Source organism: Nostoc sp. FACHB-888, from assembly GCF_014696655.1.
In the GTDB taxonomy this organism is placed as follows: Bacteria; Cyanobacteriota; Cyanobacteriia; order Cyanobacteriales; family Nostocaceae; genus Nostoc.
In genome coordinates this window covers 80,147-106,502 of record NZ_JACJQM010000008.1, presented here as the reverse complement: position 1 = coordinate 106,502, position 26,356 = coordinate 80,147, and the positions used below count along the sequence as shown (strand labels likewise).

The window sequence follows — 26,356 nt, the reverse complement described above, 5'->3', positions numbered from 1 at the left end:
TCGCTCCTACCATAATTCTCCTATCAAAAGTCACCAAGACGCGGGCTACTCCTAACTCTCAACTCCCAACTACTTACCAATATCTTCATTCCAAAGTTCCGGGTCAGTTTCAATAAACTCACTCATCATTCGTTCGCAATTGTCAAGATTAAGATCAATTACTTCCACACCGTGAGATACCATAAATTCTTTAGCACCAGGAAAAGTTTTGGATTCTCCAACGATGACTTTTTTAATCCCAAATTGTACGACTGCCCCAGCGCATAGATAACACGGCATTAAAGTTGAATAGAGTGTTGTACCTCTGTAGCTGCCAACTCTCCCAGCATTACGGAGACAATCAATTTCCGCATGGGTAACAGGATCGCCATCTTGCACACGTTTATTGTGTCCTTTGCCGAGAATTTTGCCATCCTTGACGAGAACCGAACCAATGGGAATTCCCCCTTCTTGTCTGCCTTGTTTTGCTTCTTGAATAGCAGCTTCCATAAACTCATCCATATTAATTCTCCTTTTATGACAAAACAACTAGTATTAATGGATCACGATGGCGGTGTAGATGATTATTTAGCAACCATGCTACTGTTGACAATGGATCATATCGAACTCCTTGGTGTTGTCGTCACTCCAGCAGATTGCTACGTCCAACCAGCTGTTAGCGCCACACGTAAAATTATCGATTTGATGGGATTTTCTCATATCCCGGTTGCAGAAAGTACTGTGCGCGGTATCAATCCATTTCCTACTCTCTATCGCCGTGATTCCTTTATCGTTGACCATCTCCCCATCCTCAATCAAAACGAAACCATCGCTACGCCTTTGGTTGCCGAAACAGGTCAAGATTTCATGATCAAGGTTTTGCGGGAGGCATCAGACCCCGTAACGTTGATGGTAACTGGCCCTTTGACGACGGTAGCAGTAGCTTTGGATAAAGCACCAGATATTGAAGCCAAGATTCACAAAATTGTTTGGATGGGGGGTGCATTAAATGTTGGCGGTAATGTAGAAAAAAGTTTGGAAGCTGGACAAGATGGTTCTGCCGAATGGAATGTTTATTGGGATGCGGTTTCAGCAGCGCGAGTATGGCAAACGCAAATTGAAATTATTATGTGTCCTTTGGATTTAACTAACAATGTCCCAGTCACATCGGAGTTAGTATACAAAATGGGGCGACAACGCCACTATCCCATCTCTGATTTAGCCGGACAATGTTATGCATTAGTTATCCCCCAAGATTATTATTTTTGGGATGTCTTGGCAACAGCTTATTTGGGACATCCAGAATTCTATCAATTGCGCGAATGGGAAACAGAAATTATCACCACTGGTCTTAGTCAAGGACGTACTAAAGTAGTTCCTGGTGGTCGTAAAATTTATGCGATGGATAAAGTAGATAAAGAGGCTTTTTATGCTTACATTTTACAGCAATGGGCAAGATAAAAAACTAAAAATTCACATCGTAAAAGGGTAATGCGGCTGCCTGCGATCGTAAATTCTCGCTTCGTGCAAATGATAGCAGCTTATTTATTAGATGATAGAGCCATAAGCGTAGTCTCTTGAAAATTAACTTTAGATTGTTAGGCGTTGCTTACCCAATCTAACGACGCTTTACAGTTTGGATCGAGAATGTGCCAACCAAATAAGAATGAGAGCAATCGTTGCTGGAAGTGTTTGTAATACGAGCGTTGTAGGCTTTAGCGTGACTGCACCATAAACACCAGCAACGATAACACAAACTAAGAAAAAGAGCCGAATCGCTCTGTTTTGGTTAAAAGCTCCCCAGAGTAAACCAGCTGCAATAAATGCATTGTATAAACCTGCATTATTAACAATTGGAGCGACTTGATGCGCGATATCAGCGTTAAATCCTAGCCTTTCATAGATAAGGGAGGTTTGCCAGAAAAACATTTCTACCATCGCAATGGCGACATGAATAAAACCAATAATTGCAACAGCGATGGTAGCGGTAGTTTTCATAATGCGTTTTACTAAACAAATCAGTGTATTTTAGAACAAGAGTCTTAAATTAGTGCAAGATTTCAATCACTAAGTAGTGACTTTATCTTTAATCTTCTTGACAGCTTCGCTAACCACGTTCGCAGCTACACACGAGGGGTAAGAGAAGCTTGTGAGATTCCAGCCATGTATACGTCCTCTAGGTTATGATGCTTCTCCAAGGCAGCTTCATGAATGGTAAAGTAAATGGGTGTGCCAGTATGCACATAGTCTGGCATTCTTCTTTTATTTCTGTCATACATTGCTTTGAAGAAGCCAAAAATTGGATTCGGATTTTTGTCCACTCCTGCTACTCCACCAATTCCAAGTTCTTCTTCTGGCCTTGTATCAGATGGTGCAGGTTTTATAAGGTTTCCTGTTGGAAATGGCAGCGTGGTGACAAAATCTTCCGTGTTTGCAATCCGCCAGTGTCGAACACCTAACTTTTGAAAACTCATTGCAAAATTTTTGTCTCCACACCGAGGGCTAGCAAACGTGTATAGTACAATGTTGTCAGGATTTGTAAAGTGAGTATTCTTTAAAATATCCGGAATTGCTAATGTTGCTAGTGCAGCACCTAAACTATGCCCTGTGACAAAGACCTTAGCATTTGGTGATTTTTGATTGAGTGCCTTAATAAGTTTTTCCCGTAGGCTTACATAGATGCCTCTAAAGCCTGCTGTTACCAACCCAAAATCATGGTCAATGTTAGGAATGATGTGTGAACTTTGATTTTCGAGGACAACCTGATTTACAGTCTCACCCTTAATTTCTACTTTTTTACTATATTTATCAGTACTATCGTTTAAAGTGACAAGCTGAATATTCGCATCCTTGAACCATTCAACAAAGCGTCTGGTGCCACGGAAGATTACATATATATTGTCACTACCAGCTTCAGAGGCAACAAACCCAAAGGGAACGTCCTTTTCGGCAAATTCAGTGTCTAGCTGAAACAGATTATCAAGCTCAAATTTTTGTAAGTTCTTTTTAAGAGAGAACAAATTGAACTGCTTATACGCTTGCTGAGTTAACCCTGCTAGCTTTCGAGCCATTTCACCATCAAAACCTTGAGGGTAGGTATTGGTATCCAATTTAGAAATAATTACTCTGTCTATTGGCTGATTCGGATTTTGTAAATTGTGCATAACTTCTAGCTAGATATTAAGAACGGCTGGTTGAATAGATTTTCTCAATTTAAGAGCTTCAGTCTATTGAGCATAACCATACTCAAATGTTATACAATGTAATACCGTGTATTCACTAGAGCTTTGGCAGATATATAAAATTTTCAGTATACCCCTGACTGATATCTATAACTTTTATGAATAATGATCGTATCAAGACATTATACGGAAACTTTCTGAATCTCATTCTCTAGGAAAATGCCTAGAAAAGTTCCTGTAAAAAGTTCAGAGTGTAATTCGCCTCAAGCATTCTTATTAAATAATTGTAAATAGCTAAATTGATTATTAATTAAGTAATAAAATTTAAACCTAAGAAGAGAGCCGCTACAGTTCCCGCTACAGAAATTTCTTCTTGAATAATTTTCTCTAAAACTGATTCCACAGGAATAAATACAACTTCAATTTCTTCTGTAATATCTAGTCTTTGCTCTCCAAGTTCGCTCACATTTTCTGCTAAAAATAAATGTATTTGATTAGTATCTTTACTCGGCTTATCGTATAAAGTTCCGATTTTTATAAATTCTTGGGGAATATAGCCAGTCTCTTCTTTCAGTTCTCTAATTGCTGCTACCTCTGCACTCTCTTTTGCAGGATCAAAATTCCCTGCTGGTAGTTCCAAGAAAAATTTACCTCCTGCGTGTCTATATTGCCGGACAAAAATAATTTCTCGATTACTAGTAATAGGTAAAACCATTGCAACGTTAGGCTTAATACTGACAAAATAATCATCTATAATTTTACCATTGGGCAATTCTATTTCATCTTGTCTTACCTGACACCAATAGTGCTCTAAAACCATTTTTGATTTTAAAGTCTTCCATTTTTTTAAGTTGCTCATAAATCAAGTAAAAAATAAAATTATCTATAAAAGCTTTACTAACTAAGCAACGGAATGTAAAAAAGTATAACAGATGCATCCGATAATCTAAACTTTGAACTTACACTGGCTTGTGCTTTAACATAATATGCATGACAAATATGCAAATAAATATAAATTTATTTACAGTAAACAAAAGGTTTCCGTTGACTATTAGTCGAGGTACAACGGCACAGACAACTAATGTCTGGGTGAGAGTTTCACATGATGGGATCGAAGGCTGGGGGGAAGCGTCGCCATTCGGTGTAGGTAATCATCGGCAATCAACTGATACGATCAAAGATGCTTTAGAACAAATTGTGCCACTGTTACAAGCATTCAATCCCTTAGAAAGGCAGCAAATTGAGCAAGTTTTAACACAAAACCAAGTTCCTTCTGCTGTGAAAGCAGCTTTGGATATGGCAATGCACGACTGGTTGGGCAAGCATATAGGATTACCCTTGTGGCAAATTTGGGGACTCGATCGCAATCAAATAGTACCAACTTCAGTAACAATTGGGATTAATTCGCCTGAAGGTGCCAGGGCGAGAGCGCGTGACTGGTTACAATTTACTGATGTCCGGCTTTTTAAGGTGAAGTTAGGTAATCCAGATGGCATAGATGCAGATAAAAAAATGCTATTGGCAGTGCGAGAAGAAGCACCATTACTAGAATTTTTCGTTGATGCTAATGGGGGTTGGAGTTTAGAAGATGCGATCGTAATGTGCAATTGGCTAGCTGAATTGGGTATAAAATATGTAGAACAGCCATTGCCACGGGGGCAGGAACCAAGTTTAGCAAAACTCAAAGAACACTCTCCCCTGCCCATCTTTGTCGATGAAAGTTGCTTCACAAGCTCTGATATTCCGGATTTGGCAAACTACGTGGATGGAATTAATATCAAACTGATGAAATCAGGGGGACTAACTGAGGCTATGCGAATGGTACATACAGCGCGAGCATATCGGTTACAAGTAATGTTCGGTTGCTATTCTGACAGTTCGCTAGCTAACACAGCAGCATTACAGCTAGCGCCACTAGCTGATTATTTAGATTTAGACAGTCACCTCAATTTAATCGATGATCCCTTTACGGGTGCATTGCTAAAAGAAGGGAGAGTTTTGCCAAACGATTTACCAGGATTGGGAGTACAACACAGTGCGTCTGCCACTTAATCAACGAATAGCTATCTTGCTTCATGAGGGAACTACTGGAACTCAGGGCAAAACAGGTCTAGCAATTTTACGCTATAGTGAAGCCCCAATCGTAACCGTAATTGATCGCGAGTGTGCTGGCAAATCCCTACCAGAATTAACAGGTATCAAGCGAGATGTGCCGATTGTGGCATCGCTAGCCGCAGCCCTAGAGTATAAGCCGGAAGTTTTGGTAATAGGCATTGCTCCAGGAGGTGGTGCCGTACCAGATGATTACTGGGTAGAAATCAAAGAAGCTTTAGAAGCTGGAATGTCGCTGGTGAATGGTTTGCATACACCAATGGCAAACATACCAGAGTTAAATACACTGCTCAAACCAGGGCAATTAATTTGGGATGTACGAAAAGAGCCGCCTAATATAAGTGTAGCTAGTGGCATGGCACGCACACTTCCCTGTCAGAGGGTTTTGACTGTGGGAACGGATATGGCGATCGGTAAAATGTCAACTAGTTTAGAGTTACATTGGGCGTCAAAACTACGGGGCTGGCGTTCTAAATTCCTTGCCACAGGTCAAACTGGGGTGATGTTAGAAGGTGATGGCGTGGCTTTAGATGCCGTGCGGGTAGATTTTGCTGCTGGTGCTGTGGAACAGATAGTTATGCGTTATGGCAAAAACTATGACATCCTGCACATTGAAGGACAAGGTTCACTACTACACCCTAGTTCAACGGCAACCCTACCTTTAATTCGTGGTTCACAACCAACTCAACTGGTGTTAGTCCATCGGGCGGGACAAGTTCATGTCCGCAATCATCCCCATGTAGTAATTCCACCTCTACCAGAGGTAATTCGGCTTTATGAAACCGTTGCTAGTGCTGGTGGCGCTTTTGGCACTGTTACTGTAGCAGGTATAGCGCTTAACACAGCCCATCTAGATGAGTCTGCGGCCAAGGAAAGTATCGCTCAAACAATAGCAGAAACTGGGCTACCTTGCACTGATGTAGTCCGCTTTGATGCCAATGTGCTATTGGATGCAGTGATGAAGAATTAGATGTAAATTTTAGGCGTTGTCATTTTAGATTAAGCGATTTAAAAAACCGCTTAATTTATGGCGCTTTCGGCGGCTGGAGCAGCTTCGCCTAAATCCCTTATGCCTGATAAGTAATTTTTTTAAAATAATCAGCTTTTTTTGTCAAGTACTCTTGACGTTTTGTAACAATACTGTTAAATTTAGTTACATAAGTAAACAAAAAGAGAAAAAACTATGTATACTACTGTAAATGAAAACGGTATTCTCAATAATTACGCAACTGAACCCAAGGTTTACCACGCCGAGTACCCGGCAATTTGGGAACAACGTAAATACGTTTTACAAGGACTTTTTGCGACTTTAATTGTCACAACTTTAGTTTTGGTTGGTTTTAGCGTTAGCTAAAATTTTTCCATTTCCGTATCGCTGTATCTCATTGTCATTCTCAATTCTCTCTTACCTCGGTTAGTTGTTTCACCGGGGTTTTTTATGTTTTACACCTGTGCGTTAGCTTTGTTCTCCGTAGGCATCGCATCTCAAACGGCGACGTTGTAATATAACTGCGATCGCCCATAAAATAAAGATAAGTCTTTACGGTCGTTGACTGTTGACGGTTATCAGTCATCAGTCATCAGCCTTCATGTAAATATTCAAGTTAAATGCGTAACAGCTTAAAGCACGGGTAAAAAAGCTACTCGAACAGAAAAAAGCAAGAGAGGAAAAAAATAGCGTTTTTGATGAATCAAAACAGAGAATTATTCGTCACTTAAACTATCAATTCCCCACCTAGTTTTTACTGGAGGATGATTATATGTCATCACAACTGCTTCGATTGATAGCTTTGGGCAGTCTCGGCTTATCTTTGTGTCTGGGCAATTCCGTAGCAATGGCGCAATATGACTCTACTGGCGATGGCGTTGTCGTACCAACAGTACCATCAGGTGGGTCATCAGTACCAATAGATACATCAACAGATATACCACCTTCACCCTCGGCTGACGGGACAACTCGGTTTACCTGTCAGACTTATAATGGTCAGTACACCGTTATGTATCAGCCACAAAGTCAACCAGGGCAATTCTTTCCTTGGGCTGCGCCTGCGACTTTAGGCGGTGGTTGGGATACACAAAGACGTTGTTCAACAATTGCCAGTCGCTTAGAACTTTATCGCCCAGATGGTTTACTAGAACTCCAGACATCTGTAGAAAATAACGAAAATATTGTTTGCGTCACAACAGAAGCTAACCCAAGCTGTAGAATTGTGCTGACAGTACCGCGTGGGAAAGATCCCGTTGTTATCCGCAATAGCATTTTTCAAAACTTGACTACTGCTGACAGTGGACAACAAACTATAGCTGTTAATACTTATGGCAATCGCAGTAGTGGAGGGAACGAATTATATAATTTAGGACGCACACTTCTGGGTAGTGGCAAGAATCGGGTTATTTCGTCTAGAGGTGGGATTAATCTGAAACCGTTCCTCGATCGCAAAGATGGCGGTACTGCGAACAACCTCCGCAATGGAGTGACAATTCGTCGTCAGTCTCAACCTAACTCTGTTCGCTTGAATCCTCGTAATTTCTGATAATTCACAGTGATACCAATTCTGACGGTATTACGTTTTTAACAAATTGGAATCAGACATTCTACTCTGTTAAAACTAGTCTCTGGTTTAGTTATATCGACCAGAGGCTATTTTAATTTGATGTTATCTTAGTGCAACTCTATGCCAAATAGAACTTACACATTGACAAAAAATACAAAACATGATTCAAGGTTAAAAACCATATCTTTCGTAAGGGCACAGCAATGCTGTGCCGCTACAGCATGGTCTATTTATGATCGCAGGATAATTAAGAAAAGTCTGAAAACTTCCTCTAGCTCATTAATTCAGATCACAATGCATTTGTACAGTGCGTAAGTCCTACCAAATATTTGTTTTTTTAACCTTTTTCTATCTGTTTCTTAACATTACTGAGATAATTTGAGTTTGGTAAATATGGATTAATCTTAATAATATATGTAGCATTTTTTACTAAAATTCCATTTTGGATGGGGATATTGCGATCGCTAAAGCTGTAAAGTGCATCTTTGCAGTCAAATTTTTGTAATGGTTAGTAAAAGTACAATAGCGGGAAGCGATGGCGAATTATTTAACTTTATAGCCACCAAAATTTACTGTATTAAATAAATGATTTTCCCTGGAGAAAATTCACTGGATAATCTATTTTTATACGATTAGAAATTATTTCTAAATAAAAATTTTTTAGGCGGTTTTCAAACAACCTAAAATTCTTTACTACTGCCTCCACTATTAAGAGTTTTAAGTGGGATATAACTCAAAATAAATTGGACAGTCGATGAAGAATTGCTGCGGGTAAAACTGCCCTCAAACCCAAATATTTTTCTTAACCTTTTGCTAGCCGTTTCTTAATCTAGATGGGATAATTTGAAAATGCCCAATTAAGAATTAGTACTGAAAAATTATGTAGCTGTCTTTTCACAACCAATAATAATAGTGGTTTGGAAGACATACTTTATCCAGGGTAAGCGCATCTAAATGATTCTTGACAAAAACCTTGGTTAATGTATTAATCAAGGAGTCAAATTTATCGCTTGATTTACTTTCTAGGGGTCAAAACGATAGCCTAAAATATTCTCAATAAATAGGCATAATACGATTGTCTTGGGCTTTATTGATATTAAGGTTTTGTTATTGACAAGCTCTGCTTGATATTTTATCTTGTCGATATTGATATTGTGATTGCTCTAATTGGAGAGTGCTTCTTTGCAGTTAATGGTTTTTTACTGGCGATAAAAATGGCATTTACACTCCAACTTCTCCACACTTTGGATTTTGAATGTGGCATTGACGCTGCCAGTACTAGCCCTGAGGTTTCTTTCTCAGCAGTACTAAATCACTTACGAATTGATTCTTACCGACAAAATTGGCAGTTACAGCTAATTAAGCCTCATTTCTTCAGCCTCAAATGTCCCCTTATCTTCACCCACTCTGAATTTACCCCAGAACTACATTATGGTAACTAATAATACAATCCGCTTTTCTCAATTCAATGCTTCGCTAAACCGCAACGCTTCAGGTGAACTTGTTAGCGATTTGTCAACCCCTGATAATGCTCAGGCAAAAGCTGTTGCAGAAATCATCCAGCGTAATAACCCGGATGTATTACTAATTAATGAGTTTGACTACTCCCCGGAGGCAGTTCAGTTATTCAAGCAAAATTACCTTGCAGTCAGCCAGAATGGTGGAACTCCTGTTGATTACCCTTATTTTTATATTGCTCCTTCCAATACGGGTATTGCCTCTGGTTTTGACTTGAACAACAACGGCGCAGTAGTTACAATCCCAGGCGAACCGGGATATGGCGATGATGCTTTCGGATTCGGCAATTTTCCTGGTCAATTTGGGATGTTGCTGTTGTCCAAATATCCCATCGATACAGCTAACGTCCGCACCTTCCAAAACTTCCTCTGGAAGGATATGCCCAATGCTTTGCTTCCCGATGATCCTACAACACTACAGCTAAATGATTGGTATTCTCAGGACGAATTGGAAGTTTTACGCCTCTCCTCCAAAAGTCATTGGGATGTCCCAATCCAGGTAAACGGCGAGACAATTCATGTCCTCGCTAGCCACCCCACACCCCCAACCTTTGATGGACCCGAAGACCGCAACGGTAAGCGCAACCACGACGAGATCCGTTTTTGGGCAGACTATATTACCCCTGATAGAAGTAATTATATTTACGATGATCAGGGGAAAACGGGCGGGATTGCGGCTGGTTCAAGCTTTGTGATTGTCGGCGATCAAAATGCAGATCCGTTAGATGGTGATAGTTTTGACAACGCTATCCGGCAACTATTGCAAAATCCCAATATCAATACTAATGTCATCCCTAGCAGTCTGGGTGGGTCTCAACAAGCAGAGTTGCAGGGTGGCGCAAACGCTAGCCAAAAGGGTAATCCTAGCTTTGATACCGCAGATTTTGCTGATACGACCCCCGGAAATCTGCGGACTGATTATGTGCTACCCTCCACTGATCTGACAATTGCCAATTCAGGAGTATTTTGGCCGCTAAATACTGACCCGACATTCTCTCCAGTTGGTACTTTTCCGTTCCCCAGTTCTGACCATCGCTTGGTGTTTGCAGATGTGCAAACTGGGGCGACTCAAGTAGGTAAAACTATTCCCCGTGTGGGATTTGAACGACAAACTACTTTTACTACTGGCTTTATTCCGGCTGGTACGGCGGGAACAGTGAATGGCGTACAGACTCCCTTGGGTGGATTATCTGGTGTCACCTACGATGCAGCTAACAAGCGCTACTATGCGATCTCAGATGCTCGCTCTGATACCAACGGTCTAGCTCGCTTCTATACTTTCACTGCTGGCGATTCTGGAGTGACTTTTACCAATGTCACACCACTCAAAGATAGCAATGGCAACTTTTTTGCAATCAACAGCCTCGACCCAGAAGGCATTGCTTTAACTAACAATGGGACTGTTTTCATCTCCTCAGAAGGCGAAGTTAGACCGGATTTGGGTGCTGGTCGGGTTACTAATCCCTTCATTAAAGAGTTTTCTCTAACCACAGGGCAAGAAGTGCGTAGGCGTAGCCAGCCGGAGGCATCGCTACTTGTTCCCAGCAAATTCTTACCAGTAGTTCAAGATACCAACAATAGCAATAGTATAAATGCAGGTGATACGCAAATATCAGGCGTTTACAATAACTTAGCCTTTGAAAGCCTCACCATTACACCCGACCAGAAAACTCTATTCACCGCCACTGAAAACGCTCTCTTCCAGGATGGCCCAAAAGTAACCACCACCACTGGTAGCCGTTCTCGGATTCTGCAATACAATCTGGTTACTGGACAACCAGAAAAGGAATACCTGTATACAACAGATGCATCTGTAACACCAAACCCGACTACAGGCTTTACCGACAACGGCTTAGTCGATTTACTGGCAATAGACAACCGTGGCACATTACTGGCGTTAGAACGTTCCTTTGCACAAGGTATTGGTAACACCATTAAAATCTACGAAGTCTCTTTGCAAGGTGCAACAGACGTTAGCTTCTACGATTCTCTCAATAATTTGAGTGCTGGACAACTAGCTGCGATTGCACCTGCTGAAAAACGTCTGCTGTTAGATTTAACTGACCTGAATCTGCCCACTGATGCAAATCACCCGATTACAGGACTGGATAATATAGAAGGTCTTGCCTTCGGCCCAAAACTCGCAGATGGTCGTCAGTCCATTGTGGTGGTGAGTGACAACAACTTTGGTAACACCCAATTCACCCAAATCCTGACTTTGGGTGCAGACTTAGTTTCCACTGCTGCACCCATAGTAGAAACCCGCCCTGATTTATTTGACGATGAAACACTCCCAGTAGATCAACGTGCTGATGCTGATGATCCTGCTATCTATGTTAATGCTACAAATTCTGCCGATAGCTTAGTATTAACCTCAGTCAAAAATGCCGGACTGCGAGTTTATGACTTATCTGGTAATTTGTTGCAAACAGTTAATCCTGGTGGCATTCGCTACAATAATATTGACCTGCAATACGGTTTTAAATTAGGCAATCAATCTGTTGATATTGCTGTAGCTAGCGATCGCGGCAATGATAAATTAGCAATCTTCAAAATTAACCCCAACCCTGGCGCTGAAGGAAATTATCTAGAAGACATTACCGACAGCAACCTTGGTACTCTCTTCCAAGCAGCACCTTTTGCAGAACCTTATTCCTCATCTTCTCGGAGTGCTTACGGACTGGCATTGTACCGTAGTCCAATCACCAATGATTATTATGTCTTTGCCAATCGCCGAGAAACTGGAGATGTCGCTCAGTTCAAACTGATTGACAAAGGTAATGGGAAAATTGGCATTGAACGAGTGCGAGAATTTACCGTACCGACAATTGAAGGACGCGATCCGCAAACAGAGGGTATGGTAGTAGACCAGGAAACTGGTTTCCTCTACATCGGACAAGAAAATGTCGGTATCTGGAAGTTCCAAGCAGAACCAAACGGTGGCACGGCTGGCAAACTAATTGATCAAGTCAGAGATTTGGGCGGTAATTACCTTACCGATGACGTAGAAGGACTGACCATTTATTACGGCAAAAATGGCACAGGCTACTTATTAGCATCCAGCCAAGGAGACAACACCTTTGTTGCCTACACTCGTGAAGGTAACAACGAATACCTGGGTAACTTTGCGGTTGGTAATAATGGGCCAATTGACAGCGTACAAGAGTCAGACGGTGCAGATGTAATTAACGTGCCACTGGGGCCTAACTTTCCATTTGGTTTATTTGTCACTCAAGATGGTTCCAATGAACCTGCCAAGATAGTCAGCGATGAAGGTGAAGAAGAAAACATCAATTCTAACTTCAAGCTGGTGCCTTGGGAAAATATTGCCAATGCCTTTCCTAATTCTCTAACTATTGACACCACTAGTTACGATCCACGCAATCCTGTCGCCCAACCCAAACTGACTATCTATGAATTTGAAAACCTACCCAAGTTAGGAACAACCTCTGAAAATCAAGATATTTTCTTAGGTGGTTTTTCTGGGTTGTATTTCCAAGGGTTTGCAGCAAATGGCAACCTGAAGTTTGTCACCCACACAGACCGTGGCCCCAATGGAGAACCTAATGGTGCAAATAGACCATTTTTCTTACCCAACTTCCAGCCAGAAATAGTCAGCTTTGAACTTAACCGCAGCACAGGTGAAATCAATATTACCAAGAGAACAGGACTATTCCGCCAAGATGGGACGACACCATTAACTGGATTGCCTAATTTGCAAGCTGGGGCAAATGGTTTAGCCTACACAGATGAAATTGCTGTTGACTTAGACAACAATATTCTAGCTAACGATCCTTTGGGTGCTGACTTAGAAGGTATTGTAATTGCGGAAAATGGAGACTATTGGATGGTAGATGAATACCGTCCGGCAATTTACCACTTTGACGTTAATGGTAAACTAATTGATCGCTTTATTCCTCAAGGAACTGCCACTGCACCCAACCCAGATCAACCAGTGGGAACTTTTGGAACTGAGGTATTACCATTCGTTTATGCCCAACGCCGCAATAACCGGGGATTTGAAGCTGTAGCCCTGGAAGGTACTAAATTATACGCTTTCATCCAAAGTCCCATTGACAACCCAGATGTCGCTAATGATGCGACTTCTAAAGCTTCTCTCAACCTGCGAATTTTGGAGTTTGATATTGTCACCAAGCAGGTAACAGGAGAATATTTGTATCTCCTGGAAGGTTTGCCGGCAACTGACAAAATTGGCGATGCAGTATCTTTAGGTAACGGCAAATTTGCAGTAGTTGAGCGAGATGACAATGGTACATCTGCTGGCAATAAACTAATTTATCAAATTGATTTAGCTGGGGCGACCAACATCAACAACGCTGCTAACTTTACTTTGCCAGCTGGTAAAACTATTGAACAACTGACCTCTGGGGAGTTAGCTACTGCCAATATTACCACTGTTACCAAAAGTCTAATCGCTAATGCTGCTCAGTTGGGTTACACCGGGGTGGAAAAATTAGAAGGTCTAGCATTGGTAGCACCCAACACTCTAGCCTTGATTAACGACAATGACTTTAACGTTACGGGTAATACGCCTGCTGAAAAACTCGGTATCCTGGAACTACCCAATAACCTAATAACTGTGCAGCCTACTTTCCCAAATGGTTTTGGTTCTACCAACAGCGATACTGTCACTCTTGAGCCAGGACAATTCTTTAGTGCAGGTGACGAAGCAGACTTTGTAGAAGGCACTCAAGGTAACACAATTCTGGCTGGAAACGGTGATGACACAGTGCTTACAGGAAGTGAGTCTTCAGTTTCCGGGAATGATGGTAATGATCAGATATTTATTGGTCAAAATGGCCCGGCTCAAAAGACCAGTGCTGATGGTGGCAATGAGGACGATCTTATTGTCGTGGTGGAAGCCAGTGGTAGTAATAACTTGTTTGGGGGAGCAGGTGATGATAGTCTCACAGTAATTAAAGGTTCTCGTCAATCATTATTCGGTGGTTCAGGTAAAGACACCCTCACAAGTAAGGGTAGCAATAACCGTCTCTATGGTGGTTCTGGAGATGACAAACTCTTCTCTAATATCAATGACTTACTGTTTGGTGGCGATGGTGATGATACGCTATTTGTCGGTCAAGGAGGTAGCCAACGCCTAACTGGTGGTAGTGGTGTTGATCAATTCTGGATTGCTAATGGTAGTCTGCCAACTAGCAAAACCATAGTGACTGATTTTACAGTCGGGATTGACAAAATCGGGCTTGGTGGTGTTAGCGTAACTCAATTTAGTGGGCTAACACTGTCGCAACAGGATAGTAACACTTTAGTAAAAATCGGAAATACAGAGTTAGTTTCATTGCTAGGAATTATCTCAACGAGCCTAACTGCAAATGATTTCGTTTTCTCTGCTAACGTCTTGGCTTAGTTTGTTGCCTAGTGTTATCCCAATCCTAAATCATTCGTGAACAACGAGATACCTGACTTCTTAAAGAAGTCGGGTATCTAAACATTTCATTAGTTGCAAAGATTTACACAAATGATATACAGCAGATTGCAACTTGGTAAGGCAATACGCTTGGGTTGAGCGTAAGCGTTACCCAACAAAGTCTCAATAATGTTGGGTTTCCTTCCTCAAACGCCACTTGCTTTAAGTCGGGAAATCGCAAGGGCGCAGTAGGTCCCCAACTTACGCCTAATTTATCTGTGAAAATTTAAACGTTTGCAACAAATACTCTTCCATGTATAAGAAAGGCTTAAGCATTTCTTGCAAATGTATAAGTCGTTGCAGCAATTGCTTAATACTTTGCAACAAATACTCTTCCATGTATAAGAAAGGCTTAAGTATTTCCTGCAAATGTATAAGTCGTTGCAGCAATTGCTCAATACTTTGCAACAAATACTCTTTCATGTATAAGAAACGTTTAAATCATTGCAACAATTGTTGTAATGAACTTATGAATTGATTTGCTACTGGAAATCTCAAAATAATCTAAGAGGTTGTTTGAAAAGTAGCTAGCTGTGATTTTAGGTGCTTGTTGATCCCCCCTAACCCCCCTTTTTAAGGGGGGAACCGGAATTAAAGTCCCCCTTAAAAAGAGAGATTTAGGGGGATGTAGAACGTTTTGCTACCAACAAGAGGACTTTTCAAACATCCTCTAAGGGACTTCCAAGTAAAAAAATATTCCATTGCTATTGTTCACTGTTGACCGTTGACGGTTCACGAGTTTTGAGTCAACAGTCAACGACTGTAACTGGACATCATATCAAACTGCAAAATTCAAATTTTATTTTTTGATAATTACAGTGTTTTGCAAGTACACGAGGTTGCAAATATATTTTAATCATTTCTTCTGTTTAATTTTATCTTATCTTAATCTTTTCATGGAAACATCTTTACTGCTAGCTAAGTTATCTCATAACTACTATCAACATTAAATTCTGAATCTCAGTCTTCCATGCTCATTATTCACTAACACAGATTAGTAGTTGACATTCCACTATCATGTCTCAAGGTTTCGATAACTCTGAGAAAATACGTTTTTTGTAAATGTATTCTCGGCGTTAATACAAAATTGGACTAAAAGGGCTTGCCGAAACTATATTTTTGTAATTCTGAAATTTGCCAGTAATTCCGGTTTATAGCCTGAGTTAATGATTTATTTTTCCACAAGTAATGAGAAAACTTCAATAGCTTGTGATGCAGTTAAATCCCAATACCCAACCAACAATCTAAACTATGGCAATTGAGTTAGTCGGCTTTGCTTCTTTACCCGCTGATACCTATGGTGAGGGGCCAGTTTCCGGTGAGGAAATTTCAGCTAACGGCAGAACGGGGCCTTTTCCAGGACAGCCAATACAGGGCTTTAGCGGTGTCCAGTTTGCTAACAGTAACTCTTTATATTTTTTGTCAGATAATGGTTACGGTAGCAAAGACAATAGTGCAGATTTCCTACTGCGAATCAATCGTTTAGATCCGAATTTCAAGGGAACAGAAAATGGAGATGGCAGCGTTAAAGTTTTAGATTACATTCAACTGTCTGATCCCGATAACAAGATTCCTTTCCAAATAGTTAATGAAGGAACTAGTAATAGATTACTGACTGGTGCAGATTTTGATATAGAGTCATTCGTCTTTGATAAAGACGGAACAATTTGGGTGGGAGAGGAGTTTGGCCCCTATCTACTACATTTTGATGCCACTGGTAAGTTGTTAGAAGCTCCCGTTGCTACACCCGACCAATTCAAAACTTTAAATGGAGAAGCACCTAAAGTAATTGGCCACAGAGGTGCAAGTGGGGAGCTTCCAGAACATACCCTAGAGGCATACAAACAGGCAATTGCAGACGGCGCTGATTTTATTGAGCCAGACTTAGTAGTTACAAAAGATGGTGTGTTAATTGCTCGTCATGAGCCTGCTTTAGCAATTTTAAGTGCTGATGGCAGCGTCGATTTAAGCAATACAACCACAGACGTTTACGATATTAGCAAATATCCACAGTTTGCCGATCGCAAGAAAACAGTCAGCCTCGATGGAACTGAAGTCACAGGTTGGTTCGCTGAAGACTTTACTTTAGAAGAAATCAAGACTTTAGGGGCGATACAGCGTCTACCTTTCCGTGACCAATCCTTCAATGGTCAATTTGAAATTCCCACTCTCGCCGAAATCATCGACTTGGTTAAAGAGGTAGAAGCCCAGACAGGTAAAAAGATTGGCATCTACCCAGAAACGAAGCATCCCACCTATTCTGCCGAAGAAGCCACTTATGTAGGCACCACCGAAAAAATTAACAGAAACATCAGTGAGATACTGATCGATACACTCAAGGCTGAGAACTTCACCGATCCAAGTCGGATCTTCATCCAGTCCTTTGAAGTAGGTAATCTCAAGGATCTACACGATCGCATTATGCCAGAAGCAGGAGTGGATATTCCACTCGTCCAACTTCTAGATGCATCTGGCATTGAGCTAAATGGTACGCTCATAGAAACCCAGCCTTATGATTTGGAAGTCAGTAATGATCCTCGTACTTATGGTGATTTACGGACTCCACAAGGCTTGGCTGAAATTGCCACCTATGCTGATGGCATTGGCCCTTGGAAACGGATGATTGTTAGTGTCAAAGGTACTGATGCTAATGGTGATGGATTGGCAGATGATGTCAATGGGGATGGAGCAGTAAATGATGCTGATAAGACAACGTTACCTCCCACGACTTTAATTCAAGATGCTCATAGTGCAGGTTTACAGGTTCATCCCTACACCTTTCGGGACGAAGACCAGTACTTAGCAGCAGATTACCAAGGTAATCCAGAACTAGAATTTCAGCAGTTCTTTCAATTAGGGGTAGATGCACTCTTCACAGACTTCCCAGATACAGGGGATAAAGTCCGAGATTTCTTGAGTGATCCTCAGAATAACTTAGTGCGATCGCCACAAAACCCCGATGTTCTCTCAGGAGATGCTTTTGCTAACTTGGGTGGTTCCAAAGGTTTTGAAGGCGGAGCAATCAACGCCAGCAAAACCAAACTCTATATGCTGCTAGAGGGTACGGTTCAGGGTGATCCTGCTGGTGCTTTGCGGATTAATGAATTTGATATCGCTACCCGTGATTACACTGATAAAAAACTTTACTACAAGCTGGAAAATCCTGCTTATGCGATCGGCGATTTAGCAGTAATTAATGACAATGAATACTTAGTCATTGAGCGGGATGGTGGTCAAGGGGCTGCGGCTGAATTTAAGAGGATTTACAAAATAGACTTGTCTAAAACAGATTCTAATGGCTATGTAGCTAAAGAAGAAGTTGGAGACTTGTTAAATATCCAAGACCCCAATGACTTGAATGGAGATGGCAAAACCACCTTTGACTTCCCATTTGTAACCATTGAAAATGTTTTAGTTGTTGACAAAAACACCATTTTGGTAGCTAATGACAACAATTATCCCTTCTCTACAGGTCGTCCTGGAAATGATCCTCAAAATCCAGTTATAGACAACAATGAAATTATTCTGTTGAAGCTGGAGAATCCCCTTAATCTTGCTCCTGGTTTAGGTAAACCTCAAGCTGAAGAAATTAATTCTGGTTCCACCAGCAGCGATGATATTACTGTTCAGCCAAATCAAACTTTATTCACAGGTGACGGAGCAGACTTTGTAGAGAGTACAAAAGGAAATACAATCCAGACTGGAAACGGTGAAGACACAGTTCTAGTCGGCAGTAACTCTTCAGTATCCACAGAAGAGGGTAACGATCAGATATTTATTGGTCAAAATGGCCCGGCTCAAAATACTACTGCTGATGGTGGCAATGGTAATGATGCTGTTACCGTAGTGGAAGCTAGTGGTAGTAATAATTTACTTGGGGCAGAAGGTGATGATAGTCTCACAGTAATTGAAGGTTCTCGTCAATTATTATTTGGTGGTTCAAGTAATGATACCCTTCGCAGTAGCGGTAGTAATAACCGTCTCTACGGTGGTTCTGGAGATGACAAACTCTTCTCTAGTGTGAATGACTCTCTGTTTGGTGGCGATGGTGATGATGTGCTATTTGCTGGTCAACAGGGCGGTAATAGCCTCAGTGGTGGTACTGGTGCTGACCAATTCTGGATTGCTAACGCCAATGTGCCAACTAGCAACAACATTGTGACTGATTTTGCGATCGGCATTGATAAAATCGGGCTGGGAGGCATTCGCGTCAGTAATTTAACGGTATTACAACAGGGTAGCGACACTCTCGTGAAAACTGGAAATATAGAGTTGGCTTCATTGGTGGGAATTGCATCAACTAGCCTCACAATAAATGATTTCGTTTTTTCTGGTAGTGTCATTTAGCTGAAAGATGATTACAGCTTAGATTCAACATTCATTAATTAAGCTGTAGTGATTTTGCTAATGCAAGGATCAGATCCCCGACTTCTTGAAGAAGTTGGGGATCTATTTGCTAGTAAAGAGCCTTTTACTTTTTGTCCCAAATTTTAACTTGCTTATAACCTTTCTTAAACATTGAATAAAAACTACTGAAACAAGTTAGCTATAAAGGAATCCAGTCTGATTATTAAGCAAAATTTCAGATGAACTGTGATATAACGAACTTTCGAATCTCAGGATGTTTTCAAAAATAAAATCGCAGTTTTATACCAGGGTGAAAATAGAGTCATGATTATTAATGGTACTTCGAGTCAGGATGAGTTATACGCCAGTCAAAACGACCAAGTTTTTGGTTTTGAGGGCGATGATACTCTAGATGCTGCATCCAATGGTCAAGGGAATAATTTGCTTGATGGTGGCTCTGGAAACGATCTCCTTGTTGGCGGTAATAACGATACTTTAAGGGGCGGTGTTGGAGTAGATAGCTTATTGGCTCTAGGTAGTTCTGGCTTTAACACCCTTGAAGGAGAAGAAGACGACGACGAGCTTGTTGTAGTTGAAGGTAGTAACAACAAACTCGACGGCGGTTTAGGAAACGATGAACTCACAGTTTTAGATGGAAGCGGCTACAATACACTACTCGGTGGAATCGGTAATGATTTTCTTGATGTCTCCAATGGAATAGGTAATAACAGACTTGAGGGTAATGAAGGTGATGATTTTCTGATTGGGGGATTAGCTAGCGATCGCTTATTCGGTGGATCTGGCGATGATTCACTCCTTGGTGGTACAAACGGTAGCCAACTCATAGGAGGTACTGAAAAAGACCGCTTTTATATCGCTAGTGCAGCAGTTCCTGATGTGTCTATTGAAGTATTAGATTTTACCAAGGGTGAAGATAAAGTTCTAATTCCTGGAATTCCCGAAGTTCAGAAATTCTCAGATATCAAATTAGAGCAGGTAGGACTAGATACATCCATAAAAGTTAATATCAATGGTGAGTTAAAAGAGTTCGGCATTTTAAGAAATATCCAAGCTAATACTCTGACACCAGACGATTTCGACTATATAGTTGCAACTTTCTCAATTACTAATGCTTCAGCAACAGAAGGAAATGCTATTACCTTCACTATTAACCGTGCAGAAGATACCCAAGCTGAACAAAGCGTAACTGTATCTACATCTTTAACCGCAGAAGATACTGCCAGTAGCACTGACTTTACAGCCCAAACTGAGACTATCACCTTTCAAGCAGGAGAAACCCAGAAAAGCTTCATAGTTGAAACAACTCCAGATTTTCTATTCGAGGAGAATGAAACTTTCACTGTCAGTTTGAGCAATCCCACAAATGAGGCAATTGTTAATCCTAATAGTGGTACAGCTAAAGGAACTATCAACGATGATGATTCTAATCCCGATTCTGTAGTTACCATTACCGAGACTGGGGATAGCACCAATGTTACCGAAGGCGGTACAGATGATAGCTATTCACTGGTACTCAGTAGCCAGCCAAATGCTGATGTTACCATTGGTATCAGCAACAGCAAGCAAATCAAAACTAGTACTCAGGCTCTCACCTTCACTACACTGAATTGGAATGTAGCGCAAAATGTGACGCTAACAGCAGTAGATGATGAGGTAATAGAAGGCGAGGGCAGTGAGGCTATTGGGCATACAGCTACAAGTAGCGATGCTAATTATGATGGGATTGCGATCGCCTCTGTCAACGTTGGCATCACTGATAATGATATTCCACTATCAAAGAGTGCTGATAGTGATGTCTTCACCGTCAAAGGTAATGGCAATAAAGCAAGACTCTCAGTAGAGCTGACAGGTCGCAGTTCTAATCAGTATGAAGTGGGAGTATTTACCGTAGACAATCAACAAGGAAATATTGGTGATATTGCCCCTGGTGCTACTGGTTACGCCGAAGCCGCCGTGCAACGAGCCAAGGTGATTTTTTCCTCTCTCGGCAATATTCCTAATGGCTTTAATGGCAACTTAACCAGTTTGGTACAATTTACTTCTGGTGAGCAGATCAGATTTTACTTAGTACGCAACAGCACTACTGATAGTATTTTGGCAAGACAAGCTTCCATAACAGACATCCTGTTTTCTGATCCAACAAATCTTCAAATCGACAGCTTGAGCGATGGTAGTTTTTCTCTAGCTTGGAAAGGTCAGAATTTCAAAGTGAAAATTCAAGCCACAAATCAACAGTTACCTTTGGGTGCAAGTTTCCAAGGACAGGAAGAAGGGGAACTGATTAATTTACAGGGTGTGGCACAATCGGCAAAGGCTGACTTTAAGGTTAATAGAGAAGCTTCATTCAATAACTTTGTGGGCTTCTATAAAGTAACTGATCAGAATGGTGGCATTGACACCAATAATGATGGCACAGCAGACATTCTCGTTGGACAGGCAGGTTATACTGAAGCAGCAATTCGGGGGCGTGTTACAGGCATTGACTTGACGGTAAATAACCAAGGTAGTGCAACTTACACTGGTACTTTCGGGGCTGATTCTGTGTTTGCACCATTTATGATTGTGGATGGTAGACCCGATGCCATTCTTGATAGCAATGTCAATAATGATCCCAAGGTTTACTTTGCATTTTTGGGTGCTAACTCAGATAAGGTAGATCACATTCGGCTGTTGGGGAATAACACCTTTGGTTTTGAAGATTTAGCAAATGGTGGTGACAAAGATTACAACGATGTGATTGTGCAGGTAAATTTAAGTGTCAATGCCGCATAACATAGCAGTCTGCTTTGATTTTTGATAATTATTTGCGTGGTGAGCGAAACGCTATAAACACGGAGTGGAGAAGAGCCTTTTTGGGGTGTACTTATATTTTGAACAAGATTTCAGATAAAACCCTGATAAAACTGGCTTTTCAGTCTCAGTATGTTTTCAAAAATCAAATCGGAGTCCTATATTAAACTTAGGTAATTACTTAGCTAAAAAAAAGAACCCCATCCCTGTTGCAGGATAAGGTTCTTTTGGTATATGACTTACGATCATATCAAGTACAATAATGTTAAAGCAATACCCTGCGGGTTAGCCTTTGCCGTTCTCGTAGAGTAGCCGCTTTTTTACCTTCCCTGCGACACACTGGGCGTAAGCTTCCCGCAGACAGACGCTTTGCGTAGCTTGCTTCGACCTAGGAGTATGCGTCTACATGAATTGCCCCTACGGGAAATCAAGGCTTTCACTGCCTTTTTACGTAAGTTTTAAGTTCTATAGCAATCCAGTTTGATTTCTGAAAATACACGTAGGATGTGTTAGCGACAGCGTAACGCATCAAACCCTTGATAATAGTGCGTTACGAACTCCGTTCTAACACACTCTACAATACCTAATTTCGTTCAAAAATCAAATAGTAGTCCTATAATACATAGCGATTAGATTGACTCCATATTAATTAAACTAGTAAATTTACTGAAGGCAATTATTGCATTTACTTTATAAATTTAATATTTAATTCCTCTACGGTGACAAAAATCTTAAGATTAATTTTTCTAGTGAATTTTTATTAAATTAAGCTAGCAAACGGCATATTAATGTTTACCAAGAAGAGCTTACCGTCTTTGCCATCGGTGATCCTGTCAATCCCTATAATACATTTGTAAAAAATAGTTCAGAAATTTAAAGTTTTTTTTATTACATAATTCTTAATTAGGGTATTTACTTAGGAAAGCATTTATGATAGTTTCATGTTGATTATCATAAATTAAAATATGCAACGCTAAGTTTAACAACCGCGTTTCTTTGCCTTGATTTGACGATGAGTATCCATCTTACATACTTGCAATCTTAAATATTTCTTTCAAATTTGTATAAATTATGTAAGATAAACTAAGTGATAACTTGTCGTCGAGCTATTTACTCTTTCTTTATTGTTTTGAACAACGCATAACATTTATCACCTGTGAGATGAATATATGTCTGCAATTAGACTCATCTACTCTCTGTATTTTTACGTATTTAACTACACTGAATGTCACGGAAATCTTGACACTGTCGGCATAATACTAAAAACTACCACTGTTAGTAAAAGAGATACTCTCTAACTCGCAACTTTATTTCTCACTTTTACTTTTGACTTGTTTCATATGACTTATATTAAGAACACTTTCCTCGAATTTATCACTACCCTAGAAGGGTTCAATGATTTACCAGATGCAGCGATCGCTAATCTATCAGAACAGCTGCAAGCTTGGCGCTATCGCATAGGCCAGAAAATCATCGGGAAAGAAAGTCTCCCAGACCACATCACCATCCTTTATGAAGGACAAGTGCGCTTGTTGGGATATGACCCCCAGACGCAAATGCCAATCACCCTAAAATTACTGCAACCGGGGGAAATTATCGGCGAAATTGGTTTGTTGCGCGATGTCGCCTGTGAAACAGCGATCGCCTCTACCGAAGTAGTATGTTTAACCTTGAATTCATCGGCATATTTTAGCTTTCTGGCTTTATATCCAGCTTTCGCCAATGCTCGCAAGAATCGCAGCTCTTTGGTGGAAGTTTTCGAGATTCTCAGCTCATATTGGAAACAGCAACCGATTGCTACTTTAAATTTCAAAGAATTGGCAGAAAACGCCTTACCACAGTCGAAAATCCATTACCTCCCTCCAGGGACAACTCCATTCAGCCAACTCGATAGTGAAACCGTCTGGTTTGTGAGTGGCGGAGGTACAATAACGAATTTCTTACCTGGCGATCGCTTAGAATTGGACGATGACAGAAACAATATCCAGGTTATAAGTCAAAACCCCGCACGGTTGCTTGGTATACATCCGTCAAATTTGATATTGGAAGATAGTCATCAGATAGAAATTGTAGTCAGGGACACCAGATCAGATAGCACAGAGGAATTAGATATTCCTTACGCATCAGACGAAATAGTTCCACAACCAGCCCCCCAGACCTCAAACACTTCGTCAAAAGAGAAATATCCGTTTTTTAGTGGTAAGGGAGAATTAAATACAACCTTCGCGTGCTTCCAAATGATCGCGAAGCACCTAGAAATGCCGTTTCGTCGAGAAGTGGTTCGCCGCATCTTAACTGAGCAAGTTAAACGTCAGGGCACTATATCGTTTCAAGTTAATGCTTACCTGGCAGAGTTAATCGGACTTAAAGCGCAGTTGATAGAGCTACCAGTCGCCTCATTGACGCGCATTCCTACGCCAGCGCTGATTCGCTATGGTAATAATTTTGCTGTTTTATATGCAGCAGATGCAAATACTATGGTTGTGGGTGTGCCATCCCAAGGAATTGTACGCTGCAAACCTGCTCAATTGGTTGAACAATTAGATGTTGATCCAACCGACTTTCCGCCCAAAATTAGAGTATTACTGCTGAGTGCTACCAAAGAAACGCCCCAAGAGCGTTTTAGTTTACGGTGGTTTATACCTTATTTATCACGCCACCGTCGAGTTTTGATAGAGGTCTTTATCGCTTCCTTTTTCGTGCAGTTGGCAGCGTTGGCAAATCCTCTGGTGGTTCAGTTAATTATCGACAAAGTTATCACTCAAAATAGTATTGGCACACTACATATTTTGGGAATTTTGCTATTAGTAGTCGGGCTATTTGAAGCAGTGCTGACTACCTTAAGAACCTACTTATTTGTCGATACCACTAACCGGATCGATATGGGTTTAGGGTCGCAAATTATTGACCACTTATTACGTTTACCACTGCGCTATTTTGAACGCCGACCGGTGGGCGAACTTTCCACTCGCATCAATGAATTAGAAAATATCCGCCAATTCTTGACCGGTACTGCCTTGACAGTCGGGTTAGACGCTCTATTCTCGTTGGTTTATATCGGTGTGATGCTGATTTATAGTTGGCAACTCACCTTAGTAGGCTTAAGCACAATTCCAGTGTTTATCCTGATCACCTTAGTTGCTTCTCCCACCATTAGCAGGCAGTTACGTGGCAAAGCCGAACGCAACGCCGAAACTCAATCTTATTTAGTTGAGGTAATGTCAGGGATTCAAACAGTAAAAGCGCAAAATATCGAATTGCGATCGCGCTTTTCTTGGCAAGAGCGTTATGCTCGGTTTGTCGCCGCCGGTTTTAAAACCGTTGTGACTTCCACCCTCGCTAACTCCACCAGTAACTTTCTCAACAAACTCAGCAGCTTACTGGTTTTGTGGGTAGGAGCTTATTTAGTACTGCAAGGAGAATTAACTTTAGGCGAATTAATTGCCTTTAGAATTATATCGGGTTACGTCACCAGCCCAATATTGCGTTTAGCTCAACTCTGGCAAAGCTTCCAAGAAACAGCCCTGTCAATAGAACGTTTAAGCGATATTGTCGATACCCCACAAGAAGGAGAAACAGACCGTTACAATATACCCTTACCTGCCATCAAGGGAGCAGTAAAATACGAAAATGTTTCCTTCCGCTTTGGCACAAGTGGCCCTCTGCAACTTTCTAATGTCAACCTCGAATTTGAGCCAGGGAAATTTATTGGCATTGTCGGCCAAAGTGGCTCTGGTAAAAGTACGATGATGAAATTACTGCTCAGACTTTACGAAACCGAGTCCGGCAGAATTTTGATTGATGGTTATGATATTGCCAAAGTAGAACTCTATTCACTGCGACGACAAATTGGCGTAGTTCCCCAAGAAACATTGTTGTTTGACGGCAGCGTTCAGGAAAATATTGCTTTAACCAATCCTGATGCGACAACCGAAGAAATTATCGAAGCGGCTCAGGTTGCGTGCGCCCACGAATTTATTATGAACTTACCCAACGGTTACAATACACGGGTAGGAGAACGAGGTTCTGCACTTTCAGGTGGACAAAGACAAAGAATTGCGATCGCTCGCTCTGTTTTACAACGACCAAAATTATTAGTTTTAGATGAAGCAACCAGCGCATTAGATTATCCCACAGAGCGGCAAATATGTCTTAATTTAGCCAAAGCATTCAAGGGTGATACAGTATTTTTTATTACCCATCGACTCAACACCGTAAGTAACGCAGACATGATTGTTGTGATGGATAATAGCAGAGTTATAGAAAAAGGTAGCCATCAAGAATTAATGGCTGCTAAAGGTCACTATTTCTACCTGTATCAGCAACAAGATGTAAACTTGTAATTAGGGATTGCTGAAGGCATGGCGTGAATAAACAGGGGGGCGAGGAGAAAAGGGGAAACAT

The 26,356-nt window shown here is 41.0% G+C and carries 14 protein-coding genes; 10 read left to right on the top strand and 4 right to left on the bottom strand.

Features of this window, described 5'->3' with window-relative positions:
* Positions 1–69 precede the first annotated feature (69 nt).
* The gene (locus H6G26_RS07580; RefSeq protein ID WP_190728663.1) at positions 70–501 is read right to left on the bottom strand and encodes a nucleoside deaminase; all 432 of its coding nucleotides are present in this window, start codon (positions 499–501) and stop codon (positions 70–72) included.
* A 15-nt stretch (positions 502–516) separates the two neighbouring features.
* On the opposite strand from H6G26_RS07580, the gene H6G26_RS07575 reads away from it, so the two are divergent.
* The gene (locus H6G26_RS07575) at positions 517–1,440 is read left to right on the top strand and encodes a nucleoside hydrolase (protein WP_190728662.1); all 924 of its coding nucleotides are present in this window, start codon (positions 517–519) and stop codon (positions 1,438–1,440) included.
* Positions 1,441–1,608: 168 nt separating this feature from the next.
* On the opposite strand, the gene H6G26_RS07570 is transcribed toward H6G26_RS07575, so the two are convergent.
* The 3 genes from H6G26_RS07570 to H6G26_RS07560 all read right to left on the bottom strand — a co-directional run bounded on the left by H6G26_RS07570 (position 1,609) and on the right by H6G26_RS07560 (position 4,020).
* Entirely contained in the window at positions 1,609–1,977 is a 369-nt protein-coding gene (locus H6G26_RS07570; RefSeq protein WP_190728661.1) for a DUF1304 domain-containing protein, read from the bottom strand.
* 125 nt (positions 1,978–2,102) lie between these two features.
* Positions 2,103–3,089 (bottom strand): lipase family protein, encoded by a 987-nt coding sequence (locus H6G26_RS07565; RefSeq protein WP_190728660.1) that lies wholly within the window; start codon positions 3,087–3,089, stop codon positions 2,103–2,105.
* Positions 3,090–3,471: 382 nt separating this feature from the next.
* The gene (locus H6G26_RS07560) at positions 3,472–4,020 is read right to left on the bottom strand and encodes an NUDIX hydrolase (RefSeq protein WP_190728659.1); all 549 of its coding nucleotides are present in this window, start codon (positions 4,018–4,020) and stop codon (positions 3,472–3,474) included.
* A gap of 140 nt (positions 4,021–4,160) precedes the next feature.
* Here H6G26_RS07560 and H6G26_RS07555 point away from each other — a divergent pair, with 140 nt between their 5' ends.
* From H6G26_RS07555 to H6G26_RS07515, 9 genes are all read left to right on the top strand, one after another.
* Positions 4,161–5,213 (top strand): dipeptide epimerase, encoded by a 1,053-nt coding sequence (locus H6G26_RS07555; RefSeq protein WP_190728658.1) that lies wholly within the window; start codon positions 4,161–4,163, stop codon positions 5,211–5,213.
* Positions 5,197–6,243: a DUF1611 domain-containing protein gene (locus tag H6G26_RS07550; RefSeq protein ID WP_190728657.1), complete on the top strand. Its 1,047-nt coding sequence runs from the start codon at positions 5,197–5,199 to the stop codon at positions 6,241–6,243. The genes H6G26_RS07555 and H6G26_RS07550 overlap by 17 nt, the downstream gene beginning before the upstream one ends.
* Before the next feature lie 213 nt (positions 6,244–6,456).
* Positions 6,457–6,627, top strand: coding sequence for a ssl1498 family light-harvesting-like protein (locus H6G26_RS07545; RefSeq protein ID WP_190728656.1), 171 nt, complete (start codon positions 6,457–6,459; stop codon positions 6,625–6,627).
* Positions 6,628–7,033: 406 nt separating this feature from the next.
* Complete coding sequence (locus H6G26_RS07540) at positions 7,034–7,807, top strand: COP23 domain-containing protein (RefSeq protein ID WP_190728655.1); 774 nt, start codon at positions 7,034–7,036, stop codon at positions 7,805–7,807.
* Between the two features lie 1,235 nt (positions 7,808–9,042).
* Positions 9,043–9,270: a hypothetical protein gene (locus H6G26_RS07535; RefSeq protein ID WP_190728654.1), complete on the top strand. Its 228-nt coding sequence runs from the start codon at positions 9,043–9,045 to the stop codon at positions 9,268–9,270.
* Positions 9,260–14,734: a phytase gene (locus H6G26_RS07530; protein ID WP_190728653.1), complete on the top strand. Its 5,475-nt coding sequence runs from the start codon at positions 9,260–9,262 to the stop codon at positions 14,732–14,734. The genes H6G26_RS07535 and H6G26_RS07530 overlap by 11 nt, the downstream gene beginning before the upstream one ends.
* Positions 14,735–16,051: 1,317 nt before the next feature.
* The gene (locus H6G26_RS07525; RefSeq protein WP_347242442.1) at positions 16,052–19,141 is read left to right on the top strand and encodes an esterase-like activity of phytase family protein; all 3,090 of its coding nucleotides are present in this window, start codon (positions 16,052–16,054) and stop codon (positions 19,139–19,141) included.
* Between the two features lie 324 nt (positions 19,142–19,465).
* Entirely contained in the window at positions 19,466–21,934 is a 2,469-nt protein-coding gene (locus tag H6G26_RS07520; RefSeq protein WP_190728651.1) for a DUF4114 domain-containing protein, read from the top strand.
* 1,358 nt (positions 21,935–23,292) lie between these two features.
* Positions 23,293–26,295 (top strand): peptidase domain-containing ABC transporter, encoded by a 3,003-nt coding sequence (locus H6G26_RS07515; RefSeq protein ID WP_190728650.1) that lies wholly within the window; start codon positions 23,293–23,295, stop codon positions 26,293–26,295.
* Positions 26,296–26,356 lie beyond the last annotated feature (61 nt).

Bases quoted from the DNA above. Each gene is read 5' to 3' on its own strand.
- H6G26_RS07560 (WP_190728659.1), bottom strand. From the start codon at position 4,020: ATGAGCAACTTAAAAAAATGGAAGACTTTAAAATCAAAAATGGTTTTA.
- H6G26_RS07545 (WP_190728656.1), top strand. From the start codon at position 6,457: ATGTATACTACTGTAAATGAAAACGGTATTCTCAATAATTACGCAACT.
- H6G26_RS07515 (WP_190728650.1), top strand. From the start codon at position 23,293: ATGACTTATATTAAGAACACTTTCCTCGAATTTATCACTACCCTAGAA.
- H6G26_RS07570 (WP_190728661.1), bottom strand. From the start codon at position 1,977: ATGAAAACTACCGCTACCATCGCTGTTGCAATTATTGGTTTTATTCAT.
- H6G26_RS07520 (WP_190728651.1), top strand. From the start codon at position 19,466: ATGATTATTAATGGTACTTCGAGTCAGGATGAGTTATACGCCAGTCAA.
- H6G26_RS07555 (WP_190728658.1), top strand. From the start codon at position 4,161: ATGCAAATAAATATAAATTTATTTACAGTAAACAAAAGGTTTCCGTTG.
- H6G26_RS07535 (WP_190728654.1), top strand. From the start codon at position 9,043: ATGGCATTTACACTCCAACTTCTCCACACTTTGGATTTTGAATGTGGC.
- H6G26_RS07540 (WP_190728655.1), top strand. From the start codon at position 7,034: ATGTCATCACAACTGCTTCGATTGATAGCTTTGGGCAGTCTCGGCTTA.
- H6G26_RS07580 (WP_190728663.1), bottom strand. From the start codon at position 501: ATGGATGAGTTTATGGAAGCTGCTATTCAAGAAGCAAAACAAGGCAGA.
- H6G26_RS07530 (WP_190728653.1), top strand. From the start codon at position 9,260: ATGGTAACTAATAATACAATCCGCTTTTCTCAATTCAATGCTTCGCTA.
- H6G26_RS07575 (WP_190728662.1), top strand. From the start codon at position 517: ATGACAAAACAACTAGTATTAATGGATCACGATGGCGGTGTAGATGAT.